We start from the raw sequence: 13,201 nt of genomic DNA, 5'->3' as shown, positions 1-13,201 counted from the left end.
ACGGGCAATTGACAAATTTGGAAAACTACATATCCGTATTCTTCCTGAGCGTTGGCCGTTGATATCGTTGCTAGTTGAATTTTTTAGGATGTTTTGGGCCAATGGCTGTGAGTGAAGACATGCATCGAGTTGCGCATCATTTACAACAGAGAGCTGTTGCAGTTTCGCCAAAAGAACGTGATTCATTCGCTAGGTCGGCCTATAATCGCTATTACTATTCTGTTTTCTTGCAGGCTCGTGAAATGATGAGGGAAATAAACCCTGCTTGGTCCTCTCTTCCCCATGCTGACTATCCTAAAACTCTAAGTGGGAAGATAAGGAAAGACTTCATAAATGAGCGAAAGAAGGCTGTAAAGAGGGAAGATGGAGAATTAGTAAAGGTTATTGATCACGCTTGCCGTTCAATAGCAGAGCTGAAAAAAATAATAGTTGCTGCGAATGCCACCCGTGTAGTTGCAGACTACGAACCAGAAGAAGGCGTGGAATTCTTAGCAGAAGGCCGTTTTTCACTTCGAAGTATTGACGTAACAGATGCTCACGCGTGGACGACCAAAGTCGAAACGCATTGTCGTACGGTGTCAAGAGCTTGGAAGCAGTTAAATGTTTAATAGTACGGATGTATTCAATGAGCTGATTTCTAAGGGGCTTAAGCCTGTTGGCAGAGTCGTCGAAAATCCTGATAAGGAAAATTCGTTTCTCGTCTTCCTGCGTACGAGTTACGATAATGACGGTCGGCCACATTTATCAAAGCGATTAATTTCTTCCATTGTCGGAAACTTTGAGAGGGAAAATATCACCCTTATTATAACTTTTCTGGATGAAAAGGCCTTGGAACTAGATGCTGCGGTTACCGCAATGCTATCGAGTAAATTCCCTGAAGCAGTTGTAAACTCTATTGTTTCATTAGAAAATGGTGAGGGTTTGGTATCAATTGACCTTTCAGATCAGGCCTTAGATACAGATACTGTGACCATTGAACAGACAATCAGGGAGTTTTTGGGTTTCTTAGGTGTCGAAAAATTGGAATTTATTTTTTCGACACCTTTGCCGTTGTCAACTGTCACAGCATGTATTGGGATGGTTCGTAAGCACGCACCGATTACAGCCGAAGACCTTACGCAAAAGTTGGTCGATGCAGGTTTTGCAAAGCCCTCAGCGACATGGCTGAATAGTACCCTAGATCGTTGGCGTAAAGATGGCTTCTTACACAGACGAACAGACAAGCGTTTTATATTGACCTTGGCGGGCCTCAAGCACGTGGGAACAAGGAGAAACAGGACTAGCCCAGACATTTCGCGAGCACTTGCGATTGGACGTCTTGCTTAGTATATGTCGGTAGTGGAGACCTCAGGCGCGAGTGTGCATCACACTTATATGCCAAGATCGGACTTAGAAGGTTTCGCCTTATCACTTAGGCGCTCCTTCGAATCGCCTAAGTGATAAGGCGATACTCTTGAAAGGTAACTTTGCTAAATGAGGTTTCCACACCCTGATCTACAAAAAATTTGCTTTCTTTCCGACGGACCCGATGTACTTATCAAACTGATGGGCGCGGATTGTGGGGAAGTAGAAGCGGAACTGATCAGGCGCTATTGCGCTCTTGGTTTACCACCGACTTGCTCAGTAGAAGCCATTTCAACCATGTTTGGCTATAATCCAGGATTTGTTTGGTCCCTTCTGAAAAAGACAAGTAAGCACTATAGAGTTTTTCCAATATCGAAGGGCAAAGGCGAACGCAGGATTTCCGCCCCAAGGGTTGGATTAAAGCTGATACAACGCTGGTTAAATTTTCATTGGAGCTTGGTGTGGCAGCCACCCGAATGTGTATATGGCTTCGTGGCAGGAAAGTCGCACGTCTTAGCTGCAAAAGCCCACTGAAACGCACAATGGACTATATCTGCTGATATTGTTGATTTTTTTCCGTCCGTAAAATCGGATCGTGTAAAGCAGGCGCTTGAAAAATTAGGGTACGACGACGAGGCCAGTTTAGATATTCTTAGCAAGCTTGTCTGCTTAGATGGAGCGTTGACGCAGGGCGCGCCGACCAGCCCGATTTTGTCTAATATAGTTTTGGACGCTTTGGACAGTGCGTTGCAGGCCTTAGCGGAAGAGCTCGAAGTTGTGTATACTCGATATGCTGATGACATCGTCTTTTCTGGAAAGTCTGACATGCCCAATGACCTTGATGCGTCTGTCAAAGCGATTATTGTGAAAGACGGCTGGTCAATTTCAGAAGGAAAGTTTCAAGTTACAAAATTACCTAAGCGACTGAAAGTTCATGGCCTCTTGGTGCATGGCAATGAAGTTCGTCTAACCAAAGGTTACCGGAACAAGATAAGAGCATTCCGCCACTTGATTGACAATGGCAAAATCAGCAAAGTCGATATACCAAAATTATCTGGCCATATCGCATATGCCAATTTTATCGACAGTCTAGGCGTAGAAGTCGAAGGCGCTCATTCTGAACCAATCTCGCGCTGGTGGTCGCGGTTCTTCCAATCGCTAAAAAACATTGAATCGAATTAGCCTAACTGGAAGCTTTGCACTAAATTGAGATCTGATAAAGCTGCCTTCAGAGTTTTGCGGTTCCTCAGACGGAGCTAATCAATGTGGATGGTGGTTTGGTTGGATCTATGGCAAGATGGCTTGAGCTCCGAGGCTGTCGTTGGTGCAGGTCCTGCGAACGGCATAAAAACCTGCATAGCGGACGTCAAAATTTGTCGCACTTTTAAATTTGGTGAGCCCAAGAGTCGCCCATGCATATGGCGCAACGGCTTATACTAATCCAGAAAATTTGATGTTTTGCTCCGGAACCCTTCCGGTTCTCCCTCTTCGACCGACATGCCACTGAAGAGACCGTTAAATACGCATTCGGGCCCATCAAGCAAAGCGATTATACAGCGCCTTGTGTGGTCCATATTCGGCAGGTGGATCGCGCCAATGAAGGTCATTTGTGATCATTGCGCTGCGGCACAAAACCTTGGATGTGAGCGATGCCTCAACCGCGACTGACGTCTGGGGTATCCGTTTTGGCCCGCGTCCGGCATGACTGCTTGAACCACGGTTTGCGGCCTGCCAAAATAATTGGCTCCGCTTCGGTAAATCCTACCAGATTTTTGTTACCAGCTCGGTCTGGAAATTGGGGCGACGCCAATCCTTGTGCATCTTGCCGTCCTTCATGATCATGTGGAAATGGTCAGGCCCGACCAGGATCGATTGATCCTCCAATGGGTTGCCGTCGACCAGCAGGATGTCAGCAAGCGCACCCTCTTTGATAATGCCCAGTTCGCCCTTGTGACCCATCAGATCGCCGCCCACTTCTGTGGCGCATTTTAGGGCTTCGGCGGGCGAATAGCCAAAAAACTTGACGAAATGACCAATGTCGCGCGCGTTTTGCCCCATCGGCGTGATGGTGAATCCGTAGTCGCCGCCAACAACCACGCGCATATTGCGCTTGCGCATTTCATGATAGGTGGCGCAGGTGTGCTCAAGCTTGCGCGGCAGGCCCATGGCTTCAACCACATCCTTGGTCATGCCGACCACGTCGCCTTCGAAAACCGAATTGTGCACGAGGCCGAATGCCGGCCCGACGATGACCCGATCCTTGACGGATTCCAGCATGTCGAGGGCTTCCTCATCGGCAAAATCGCAATGATAAATGCAATCGACCTTGGCGCGAACAGCGCGTTTGACTGATTCCGCCGCGCGGGAATGGCAGGCCACGCGCTTTCCCCAGTCGTGGGCGATAGCGACGCCCAGGGTCAACTCTTCTTCGGTCATCGAGATGATTTCCGCGCGCGCATGGCTGACGAACTCATCGCCGGACACGTTGAATTTGACGTTGTCCACATTCTCTCGACAGCACAGGCGTACAGCCTGTGCGATTTCCTTTTTACCGTCGGCAATCCAGCCGAAGCTTTCCGCAGGCATGTGCAATTTTCGCTCGTCACCGAGGCCGCCCGTGGTGGTGATTTCGGGACCGGCGGCGCGGTATCGCGGTCCGGCGACATAACCGTTGGCGATTTCCTCACGCAACACCACATCAAGGCGCATTTTTGAGGCTGCTGCCGAATAGGCCGAGGTGAACCCGTAGTCGAGCAACAAACGGGCCGCACGGCAGGTCATCAAAATGTGCTCTTCGGGAGGAATTTCGCCGAGATCCTGGTTTCGAGCTGGCCCGCAGAAACTGAGATGGCAATGTCCTTCGACCAAACCCGCCATCAGGAACTTGCCCTGGCCGTCGACGACGTCGCCGGCATTTTCCTCGCTGATTTGATTTTCGCCACGGGCTACCGTGACAATTCGATTGTCCTCAATCAAAACTTCGCCTGCGAATGGCGTGTCGTCGATTGAGTCAAAAATGGTGACATTCTTGATCAAATATGAACCCATTATTTCCTCCCACTGGCCATTTTGCCTGCAGCATTTCTGTGAATGCCAGGCTGGCTACTAGCTGAAATCATAGGATTGCTGGTGACAACTGGCCAGAATGAAATGGGTTGCGCAATCCGGTATATGAGACATACGACTTGAACTCTGCAGCAACCCTGTCATGCTGGGTTTGAGTGCGTGGAGGTGCCCATGGGTGACAAAAACCGCAATGGCGTCGACATGGCCATTGACCTGCTGAAGTCCCTGACTGACGCGGGAGGTCGGGCGCGAACGGCTGATCTTACAACCTCTCTCGATATCCCCCGCCCGAGCCTTCATCGGATCAGCAAAATTCTGGCCAACGAAGGCTTGCTCGATCTTTCCCATGGTGAAATCTCTGTGGGGTCGGCAGCTGACCGATTTGTCGACCGTCGGCGGCATCAATTTGACAAGGAGCATCTGCGGCGCATATCTGCGCGCGGCAACAAACGGGCTTCGCGCCCTTCGCTTCAGGCGGGAATTCAGGATGCTCCGGGACCGGTCATTCTGTCCGCGCCACATGTGCGTTCAAGCAGCCGTCCCTTGAGGATCGGGTTTTCCAATGCCTCTTTGAGCAATCCCTGGCGGATCGCGCTTGTTCATTCCATCGAATATGGGGCCGCCAGATTGGGCAAGGCGGTGGAGCGGCTGTCAGTGCGCCATGCCGGTGATGATGCAGTACAGCAATGCCTGCATATTGAGGAATTGCTGAGTGAAGGTGTGGACGGATTGATTGTCAGCGCCGCGGGTACCCGGCAGGTCGACCAATCCATCAAAGCGGCCACCGAACAAGGCATCACCGTTGTGTTTGTCGACCGCGGTCCGGTGTCGGATGTTGGAGCGAGCAGTTTCGTCACCAGTTCAGACGCAATCATTGGGCAAATGACCGCTCTCTGGTTGGCGGAAACGCTGAAGGGTCAAGGCAAGCTGTTGCTCTTGCCTGGGGAACCCAATGCGGAGCCAGCCAAATTGCGGCTGGCCGCAGCGTTGAAAGTCTTTGCAAATTTCCCGATGCTCGAGATCATTGACATCGGATGGACCAATTGGTGCGATGTCCGGGCCAGACAGATCAGCACTGAGTGGATCGGCAAGAGCCGGATTGATGGTGTCTGGTGTGACAGCGGCCAACACGGCATTGGCTCATTGCTCGCATTTCAAGACGCCGGATTTGCGGCTGGCGACATTCCGCCCCACACTGGCGGCGATCTGAACAGAGCCTATAAAATGGCGGTGCGCCACAAGGTTCCGCTCGGCGCTGTCGACTACCCGCCTTCGATGGGGTTGGTGGCTGTGGAGACGCTGCATGCCGCGTTGAGCGGGCAATGGGTGCCCAAGCGCATTGATGTGCCATCAGATATCATTCTGACAAAAGGTCATGCAACGGCATCAGTCAAACCCACGCTATGGGCTGAAGAGCATGTGCGATGGGACCTGCCGGACGATCTCATCCTGCATGCAGGTATTGGCGAGAGCTACAGCCCGGGTTCCTTTCGGATCAACTATCCCGGCAACAGCTACAACCGATCGGCGGCGCAACTGGCCAAGGCCGTGCAATTATGAGTGTCACGGGCACTGCAGGGGTGCGCGCTGTCGCAACCATATTGGCGACATTGGCCGATCAGGATCAAAAAACAGTTGCTGATCTGTGCGCCGAGCATGGAATACCGCGTTCAACGGCCTTTCAGGTTGTCAGCAAATTGGTGTCTGCGGGGCTTTTGACCCGGCATGGCAAAGGCCGGTTAACGCTGGGGCCGCAAGCGGTGCGTCTTGGTTACGCCCGGGCGAAATTGGCAATATTGGCCGGACCTGCTGAAGCGACGATGGCGTGGCTGCGAAATGAAACGGGAGGGGAGGTGGCTTTGTTGACGGTCGGCCAACCCGGCAAACGGCTCGTGAGCATCCCCGACAAGGAATTTGAATATGACATTGAATTGCCGGCTTGCGATGGACAGGGCAGGTCGGTCGTATTGGTGCAACTGAAATGCCAGAAAGGTGCAACACGCGCCGACCGCGCCCATGCGCTTGCGTGCTGTGAAAGAGCAGCACAAACCCTCGAAACCTATTTGCAGACGCCAGGAGATCAGAATTGATGCCGACCAAAGACCCGTTCAAAATCAGTGATCATGTTGCTGATTTTGCCGAGATATCGCTTCGCTATGCTGAACTCAGCGCGAAAACGCTGGATCAGCAAACTCATCAACTCGATATCCCCTACGGTGAACTTGAAACCGAACGGCTCGACCTGATTTTGCCAAAAACCCAGACGCGCGGCGCGCCGGTCCATATGTTCATTCACGGCGGGTATTGGCGCGCCGGTTCAAAGGCTGATTATTCATTTATCGCCGAACCAATTGTGGCGGCAGGCGGCATTGCCGTGCTCGCTGATTATTCGCTGATGCCGCAAGCGCGTATGCCTGATCTGGTGGCTCAGATCCGGCGGGCGATGGAATGGGTGAAACAAAACATCGGTGACTTTGGCGGCGAGGCGGAACGGATCACGGTAAGCGGGCATTCAGCAGGCGCGCATCTTGCCAGCTATCTGGCTGCCAGTGCGCCCCACGAGGACCGATCGGTGCCAAATGTCAAAAAGCTGATCCTCGTCAGTGGCATTTATGATCTGGCCCCGATCCCGAAAAGCTTCCTTCAGGCGGAGATTGCACTGACTTTGAGCGAGGTTGAACACTGGTCGCCGATTAATGCGGACCATGCGCCTGATGTGGAACGGATTATCCTGGTGGGCGGCGAGGAGACCAAACCGTTTCATACGCAGGCAGAGGAGCTTCGGGCAATTCTGCCGGGCTCACAGCACACTTTGCGGACATTGCCCGGGCTGGATCACATGTCGATCATTCTGGAAATGGGCGATCCGACATCAGAAGCGGGCCGGATTCTTGCAGATGTTGTGGCCAACTCGTAACGAAAACGGGCGCCCGAAGACGCCCGTTTAGGCTCATTCAGTCAAGGCGTCTTACTGACCGCCCCAGGCTGCTGGATAGTTGGCCATATCTTCACAGCCGCACATTGCATAATGCAGTGGCGGCATTGCGGGATTGATCATGCTGTCCAAAGTATCCTGAGTGATAGCCGGCTGTGGCAGGATCCATTCTGGCCCTGGCAAAGATTCGCCATTTAACACACGCTCTGCAGCGATGATTGCCGTGCGCCACTGATAATTCGGGTATGTTGGCGCAATCGCCGTCAGGCCCAAATCCTGCCATTTACGCAGGAAGTCCTGCTGGTCTTCGCCGACGAATACGGGGATATCATAACCACCATCTTCGAAAGCTTCGATAGCTGCAACAGCCGTTGCACCAGCATCCATCCACACTGCGTCAATGCTGCCGCGCTGCAGATAGTCTTCCACAATCGATTTGGTCTTTGCATTGTCGCCGTCAGTGAATTCGGCACCAACAATGTTCAAACCAGCGCCTTCAAGAATCTGGCGGCCCGCAGAATAACGGGTCTCCAGAACATCCACGCCGGGCAGAATTCGAAGCATCAGAACATTGTCGCCTTCTTCAACGTTATCCACGATGAATTCAGCGCCCTGAATGCCGAAACCATAGCCACCCACCGGGTGCACAAAGGTTACAGGGCAGTCTGTATTGACGCCGCGGTCAAACACAATGACCGGCAACTGGGCGCAGGCTTTTTCCACTGCAGGCGTGAGGGCTGCGGTTGTATTCGGCGAAACGATCAGGAGATCGCAATTGCCGCCTGCCAGCAAATCATCAATATCGGCGATCTGCTTGTCGTCGGAGCCTTCAGCATCGACATGAATGAATTCGCCGATGCTCGGTGTGGCCGCAACTTCTTCGGTCATGTTGGTGTAGCCAACCACACGCCAGGGATTGTTTACGCCTGCATTCGAGAAGCAGATTGTGTGCTGACCTTCGACAGCCATGGACGACGTGTCGACCATGTTGTCATCAAGATACTGCACCCAAGGCATGCCTTCGGGGCCCATCGGGGTTGCGGCCAGCTGTTCCTGCTGTTTGGCAAACTCCGCCGGATCGTTAAAGTTTTGGGCTTGCGCCAGCGTGTTGGCGGAAAACGCCAACCCCGCAGCCAAAGCCAGTCCCACTATTTTCTTCATATTACGGTCCTCCCGTTTGGTTTACTTCAGTCACTTCGCAACGATTGATACGCCGCAAAATTTGGTTTCAGAGCCTAACGCCCTGTCCGTTTGCGCCGGTACATTGCCAGCGCCACCGCGATGATCAAGATTAAGCCCTGCACCACCTGGCGTACGGGCTGCGGCAGCCCGAGAAAGTTCAACAACGTGAATATCGCCTGCAGGCTCAGTGCTCCGGCAATGGCGGCTGGTACAGACCCACGCCCACCCAGCAATTGTGCGCCACCAAGGACGGCGGCAGTGATCGCCTGCAATTCGTAGCCGTTCCCGACATCTGTCGATACGCCGGCAAATCCACCGAGCAGGATTCCTGTTATCACCGCGCTGATCGAGGAAACGACGAATGCAAGAACGCGCACGCGATTGACCGGTACACCTGCAAGGCGCGCCGCCAGCGGATTGTCGCCGATGGCGTGGATCATGCGCCCAAGATTGGTGCGATGCATCAGCCAGTAAAGCGCAAAACCGACCACAAGCAGAACGATCAGTGCAACCGGCAGCATGCGGATGACCGGTATGTCCATTATACTGACACGCCCGAAGAATCTGAACGTGTCGGGCAAATAACCCCGCGGGGAACCGCCGGACCATAGGAATGAAACGCCGGTGAGCGTGATCATCATGCCAAGCGTGGCGATCAGCGATGGCACTTTGAGGTAGCACACCACCAAGCCGTTGATGACGCCCACCGCTACGCCTATGCACAGCATGACCGGGATCACCCAAAGCGTTGCATCCGGATCATTGTTGGTGAGCATTGAGGACCCAACCACGACGAGCGTGATGAGGGACCCAACGGAAAGATCAAAGCCACCGGAGACCAGAACATAGACCTGACCGGCAGCAAGGATTGCCAGAGGTGCCGCCCGTTTCAGGAAATTCATATAGCCGGTGGGCTCGGCAAAATTCGGGTTTTGCAGAAGAATTGCGGCAATCAAAGCTGCCAGCAGAAAGTAGACCGGATTGATTTGCGGCAGAGCGCGCTTTTTGGGCGCTTCGGCTGAACTGAGAGGTTGATCGGTCATGCCACCATCCTCTTGGACCGGACCGCATAGAAAGCCACTGCGGCAACAATGATGACGCCGCGCATCACCTGTTTGGCAAAGGCGTCCACTCCGGCAACATTGAAGATGGAGTCGATAAGCGAGAAGATCATCATGCCTGCCATCGTGCCCCAGATCCCGCCGCGTCCGCCAGCCAGCACCGTGCCACCAATGACGACCACAGCAATGGATTCAAGATCATAGACGCCGTCCGAGCCGATCCATGGTGCGCCGGAGCGCAGACGGCTGGCCAGATAGAGGCCGGCAACAGCTGCCAAAACCGAGCAAATAATATGGGCGTAAACGACCACCCGGTCGGTCTGGATGCCGGCAAATCGCGCCGCGTCCTTATTGCCGCCAACTGAATAGATGTTCGAGCCAAACTTCGTGAAGCGCAATACCGCCCAGGCCGCAATGGCCAACAGCAGAAGAAAGAGCAGACTGGCAGGCAGGCCCGCAATTTCGCCGTAAGCAAAAAGCTGGAATTCAACTGGCACCGACCCGGCAAAATTCGAGACAAGGGCCGACAGGCAGCCTTGAATGATCAGGCTCATGCCCAAAGTGGCAATCAGTGGATTAACCTCAAGCTTGGCGATGACAAGCCCGTTGATCAGACCGACCACGACGCCAAGGGCTAAAGCTGCCAGGATGGCGGGCAGGATCATCGCCGGATCACCATTCATGATCACCGAGGCCAATACGGCTGTCGCCGAAATCAGGCTGGCAACCGAAAGGTCGATGGAGGCGACAAGAATTGCAAATGTCTGACCAATGGCGGTGATACCCAGGGCAATCGACCGACCCAGAATTGATACCAGATTGGAAGTCGTCAGATATTGCGTCTGGCCCGTGCTGACAGCAATGACAACGTAGATCGCCAATGCGGTCAGCAACAGAATGGCAGGGGCCCAGACCTCGAAGCGAAAGCCGGTTTTGGGGGAGGAAATCATGGCCGCCTCGCTCATGCCGCCACCCCGGATTCGCCAGTTGCAGCCAGCATGATATCGTGTTCGCTCGCGCCGTGGCCAAACTCGTCAACAATTGTGCCGGCACGCATGACCAGCACCCGGTCGGCTGCGCCGATCACTTCCGGCAGATCCGAAGAGATCATCATCACGGCGGCACCCTCCCGCGCCAGGTCGCGCATGAGATGATAAATGCCTGCCTTGGCGTTCACGTCGATTCCACGGGTCGGTTCGATGAAAATCAGCACCTTGGGCTTGAGTGTCAACCAGCGCGCGACAATGGCTTTTTGCTGATTGCCACCGGACAGGAAACCGATGTCCTGATCGTATGAGGGGGCCTTGACCTCCATGGCGTCGAGCAATCCGTCCATGGAAGCGAGATCGGCATGCTTATTGGCCTGATGGCTGGAAGCCAGATTGTCAAAGGCGCGAGCGGTCAACATGCCGTTATCACGCACTGACTGCATCAAAACCAATCCTTCGCCTTTGCGGTCCCCCGGCAAAAGGCCGATGCCCGCCTGAATTGCGTCGCGCGGATTGGTGAATTCCACTTTTTTGCCTTTCAGCTTCACGTCTCCCGAGGTAAACGGGTGCTGTCCGAAAAGTGCCATTGCCAAAGCCACGCGCCCGGCGCCCTGAATGCCCGCGAAGCCTAAAATTTCACCTGCTGCCAAGTCAAAGTTGATGTTCGAAACGCGATCATTCCGGCCATTACGAACGGATAAAACCGTATCGCCAATTTCCTGTTCGGTGGCAAAAGGCGCATAAAAATCAGCGATGTCGCGGCCCACCATGGCGCGGACGATGTCACCAGGTTGTGGGACTTTATCGAATTGCGCTGCGACTTCACCGTCTTTGAGGACGGTGACGCGGTTGGCCAATCGGGTGACCTCACGCATCCGGTGGGTGATGTAGATGATCGCTGTGCCGCGCTCCCGCAGCCGGTCAACAGTTTCGAACAACACGTCGCACTCGGCCTCATTCAACGCCGCTGTTGGTTCGTCCATGACGACCACTTTTGCGTTGAGGGAAATGGCTTTGGCGATTTCGACCATTTGTTGGGTGGCGACGTCGAGTTCTGCAACGGTGGCGTTCGGATCGACCCGGGTTCCGGCCCCGAAAAGATCCAGCACCCGTCGCGTCTCTGCGCGCATTGCTGCATAGTCGATTATGCCACGCCGAGTGGGTTCGCGTCCGAGAAAAATGTTCTGCGCAACAGTGCGCTCTGGAAGTAGAGAGAATTCCTGATAGATGACGGAAATGCCGCCCTGCAAAGACTGAACCGGGTGGGAGAAGATTTTGGTCGTGCCATTAAGACGTATCTGACCTTCATCGGGCTGATAGACCCCCGACAGTATTTTGATCAGAGTAGATTTCCCGGCGCCATTTTCACCCACCAGAGCGTGCACTTCGCCGGGGTGAACAGAAAAACTGACATCATTGAGTGCCCGAACACCCGGAAAGCTTTTGGATATACCTCGCATTTCGATGACGGGCGCGGCACTCATTTCGTTCATTCAGCGGCCTCCCACTGGGTGCGGATAAAACCAATTGATTGCGAAAACAGTGTTTCATGGTCAGGAAACAACGGGCGCCAAACGCGGGTCGCGGCTGCCAGTTCCGGTAGTCCTGCACCAAAAGCCTCAACAATCAACCAGCCATCATAACCCTGTCGTTTGGCGGCTGAAAAAATCTCAGCGAAATCAATGTGCCCGGTGCCGGGGATTCCCCGGTCGTTTTCTGAAACGTGCAAGATGCCCATATGCCTGCCTATTTTTGCCACGGCTTCAGTCTGGCTCTTTTCCTCGATGTTGGCGTGGAACGTATCGTACATTATTTTGAAGGCAGGATGGTCGACTGTTTTTACATATTCCGCAGCCTGATCCATCGTGTTCAGGAAGTGTGTTTCGAAACGATTGAGATGTTCAAGGCAGAGTATGTACCCGTTTTCCTGCGCACGCTCAGCCATGGCATGATGCGCTTCCGCCCCAAACCGGATTTCATCAACAGATGGGCCCGAACCGGTGAAATGCCCGATGGGCGCGTGGAATGGGCCGCCGATGCTTTCAGATCCAAGCGCTTCCGCACAATCCATGATCCAGTCGAGGTGATTTTTGCCGCGTGCGCGGACTTCCGGGTCGGTGCTCAGCGGGTTGGCAGAAGGGTCGGGGATTATAGACGTGGAGGTTCGACGCAAACCGATGGCGTCCAACTCTTTTGCAAGCCAGGCGTAATGGGACGGATCGCCGGTCAAGACCGGAATCTCAACGCCATCATAGCCAAGTTCTTTTAGCCGCCGGATTTGCGGCAAATGCGCTGCCTCAATATGTCCGGTAAGGCACAGCAAATTGATGCTGACCCGCATAGTCTCTCCCCAATACCGTTGCCGGCAGCTTGTCCCCTTGAGCACTATTATTTTGGAAGTTAGACCAACAGACAATGCCAAAGCTGTGTGTTTAGTCCTGTATATGAGACAATTAATCACAGACGACAGGCGGTTGCGTAATGTTCGTTTATGAAAAACGGGCTTTGCGGATGGGCGCTCCGCTTATGTGCCCGATGGTCCGGCCTCGGAGCCATGGTTTGAAATGGCTTGGAGTGGTTGTGCAATGTGCAAATGCTGACCAAACAGCTTGGCAATAGCTTGC

The 13,201-nt window shown here is 53.6% G+C and carries 12 protein-coding genes; 6 read left to right on the top strand and 6 right to left on the bottom strand.

Annotated elements, in window-relative coordinates; genetic code table 11:
- Positions 1 to 101 precede the first annotated feature (101 nt).
- The 3 genes from RAL91_RS23525 (at position 102) to RAL91_RS23515 (ending at position 2,526) form a co-directional block, all read left to right on the top strand.
- Positions 102 to 608, top strand: a complete 507-nt coding sequence (locus tag RAL91_RS23525; protein WP_306258659.1) for a hypothetical protein — start codon at positions 102 to 104, stop codon at positions 606 to 608.
- Positions 601 to 1,326 carry a hypothetical protein gene (locus RAL91_RS23520; protein ID WP_306258658.1) on the top strand — a complete coding sequence of 242 codons (726 nt, stop codon included), beginning with the start codon at positions 601 to 603 and terminating at the stop codon, positions 1,324 to 1,326. The genes RAL91_RS23525 and RAL91_RS23520 overlap by 8 nt, the downstream gene beginning before the upstream one ends.
- A gap of 567 nt (positions 1,327 to 1,893) precedes the next feature.
- Complete coding sequence (locus RAL91_RS23515) at positions 1,894 to 2,526, top strand: reverse transcriptase family protein (RefSeq protein WP_306263091.1); 633 nt, start codon at positions 1,894 to 1,896, stop codon at positions 2,524 to 2,526.
- A gap of 579 nt (positions 2,527 to 3,105) precedes the next feature.
- On the opposite strand, the gene RAL91_RS23510 is transcribed toward RAL91_RS23515, so the two are convergent.
- On the bottom strand, positions 3,106 to 4,392 hold the full coding sequence (locus RAL91_RS23510; RefSeq protein WP_306258657.1) for an amidohydrolase family protein: 1,287 nt from the start codon (positions 4,390 to 4,392) through the stop codon (positions 3,106 to 3,108).
- 189 nt (positions 4,393 to 4,581) lie between these two features.
- Here RAL91_RS23510 and RAL91_RS23505 point away from each other — a divergent pair, with 189 nt between their 5' ends.
- The 3 genes from RAL91_RS23505 to RAL91_RS23495 are packed head-to-tail and all read left to right on the top strand — an operon-like array spanning position 4,582 to position 7,327.
- Positions 4,582 to 5,970, top strand: a complete 1,389-nt coding sequence (locus tag RAL91_RS23505; RefSeq protein ID WP_306258656.1) for a substrate-binding domain-containing protein — start codon at positions 4,582 to 4,584, stop codon at positions 5,968 to 5,970.
- The gene (locus RAL91_RS23500) at positions 5,967 to 6,500 is read left to right on the top strand and encodes a MarR family transcriptional regulator (protein ID WP_306258655.1); all 534 of its coding nucleotides are present in this window, start codon (positions 5,967 to 5,969) and stop codon (positions 6,498 to 6,500) included. The genes RAL91_RS23505 and RAL91_RS23500 overlap by 4 nt, the downstream gene beginning before the upstream one ends.
- Positions 6,500 to 7,327, top strand: coding sequence for an alpha/beta hydrolase (locus tag RAL91_RS23495; RefSeq protein ID WP_306258654.1), 828 nt, complete (start codon positions 6,500 to 6,502; stop codon positions 7,325 to 7,327). The genes RAL91_RS23500 and RAL91_RS23495 overlap by 1 nt, the downstream gene beginning before the upstream one ends.
- A 51-nt stretch (positions 7,328 to 7,378) precedes the next feature.
- On the opposite strand, the gene RAL91_RS23490 is transcribed toward RAL91_RS23495, so the two are convergent.
- The 5 genes from RAL91_RS23490 to RAL91_RS23470 all read right to left on the bottom strand — a co-directional run bounded on the left by RAL91_RS23490 (position 7,379) and on the right by RAL91_RS23470 (position 12,918).
- Complete coding sequence (locus RAL91_RS23490) at positions 7,379 to 8,506, bottom strand: substrate-binding domain-containing protein (RefSeq protein ID WP_306258653.1); 1,128 nt, start codon at positions 8,504 to 8,506, stop codon at positions 7,379 to 7,381.
- A gap of 74 nt (positions 8,507 to 8,580) precedes the next feature.
- On the bottom strand, positions 8,581 to 9,570 hold the full coding sequence (locus tag RAL91_RS23485; RefSeq protein ID WP_306258652.1) for an ABC transporter permease: 990 nt from the start codon (positions 9,568 to 9,570) through the stop codon (positions 8,581 to 8,583).
- Positions 9,567 to 10,553, bottom strand: a complete 987-nt coding sequence (locus tag RAL91_RS23480) for an ABC transporter permease (protein WP_306258651.1) — start codon at positions 10,551 to 10,553, stop codon at positions 9,567 to 9,569. Before RAL91_RS23480 ends, RAL91_RS23485 begins: the two co-directional genes overlap by 4 nt.
- Positions 10,550 to 12,070, bottom strand: coding sequence for a sugar ABC transporter ATP-binding protein (locus tag RAL91_RS23475; RefSeq protein WP_306258650.1), 1,521 nt, complete (start codon positions 12,068 to 12,070; stop codon positions 10,550 to 10,552). The genes RAL91_RS23480 and RAL91_RS23475 overlap by 4 nt, the downstream gene beginning before the upstream one ends.
- Positions 12,067 to 12,918, bottom strand: coding sequence for a sugar phosphate isomerase/epimerase (locus tag RAL91_RS23470; protein ID WP_306258649.1), 852 nt, complete (start codon positions 12,916 to 12,918; stop codon positions 12,067 to 12,069). Before RAL91_RS23470 ends, RAL91_RS23475 begins: the two co-directional genes overlap by 4 nt.
- Positions 12,919 to 13,201: the final 283 nt, after the last annotated feature.

Source organism: Pararhizobium sp. IMCC21322 (assembly GCF_030758295.1).
Lineage (GTDB): Bacteria > Pseudomonadota > Alphaproteobacteria > Rhizobiales.
This window is presented reverse-complemented; position numbering and strand designations above follow the sequence as displayed.

Coding starts and splice junctions, on each gene's coding strand:
- RAL91_RS23520 (WP_306258658.1), top strand. CDS start 601: ATGTTTAATAGTACGGATGTATTCAATGAGCTGATTTCTAAGGGGCTT.
- RAL91_RS23505 (WP_306258656.1), top strand. CDS start 4,582: ATGGGTGACAAAAACCGCAATGGCGTCGACATGGCCATTGACCTGCTG.
- RAL91_RS23490 (WP_306258653.1), bottom strand. CDS start 8,506: ATGAAGAAAATAGTGGGACTGGCTTTGGCTGCGGGGTTGGCGTTTTCC.
- RAL91_RS23510 (WP_306258657.1), bottom strand. CDS start 4,392: ATGGGTTCATATTTGATCAAGAATGTCACCATTTTTGACTCAATCGAC.
- RAL91_RS23495 (WP_306258654.1), top strand. CDS start 6,500: ATGCCGACCAAAGACCCGTTCAAAATCAGTGATCATGTTGCTGATTTT.
- RAL91_RS23525 (WP_306258659.1), top strand. CDS start 102: ATGGCTGTGAGTGAAGACATGCATCGAGTTGCGCATCATTTACAACAG.
- RAL91_RS23475 (WP_306258650.1), bottom strand. CDS start 12,070: ATGAACGAAATGAGTGCCGCGCCCGTCATCGAAATGCGAGGTATATCC.
- RAL91_RS23500 (WP_306258655.1), top strand. CDS start 5,967: ATGAGTGTCACGGGCACTGCAGGGGTGCGCGCTGTCGCAACCATATTG.
- RAL91_RS23480 (WP_306258651.1), bottom strand. CDS start 10,553: ATGAGCGAGGCGGCCATGATTTCCTCCCCCAAAACCGGCTTTCGCTTC.
- RAL91_RS23470 (WP_306258649.1), bottom strand. CDS start 12,918: ATGCGGGTCAGCATCAATTTGCTGTGCCTTACCGGACATATTGAGGCA.
- RAL91_RS23485 (WP_306258652.1), bottom strand. CDS start 9,570: ATGACCGATCAACCTCTCAGTTCAGCCGAAGCGCCCAAAAAGCGCGCT.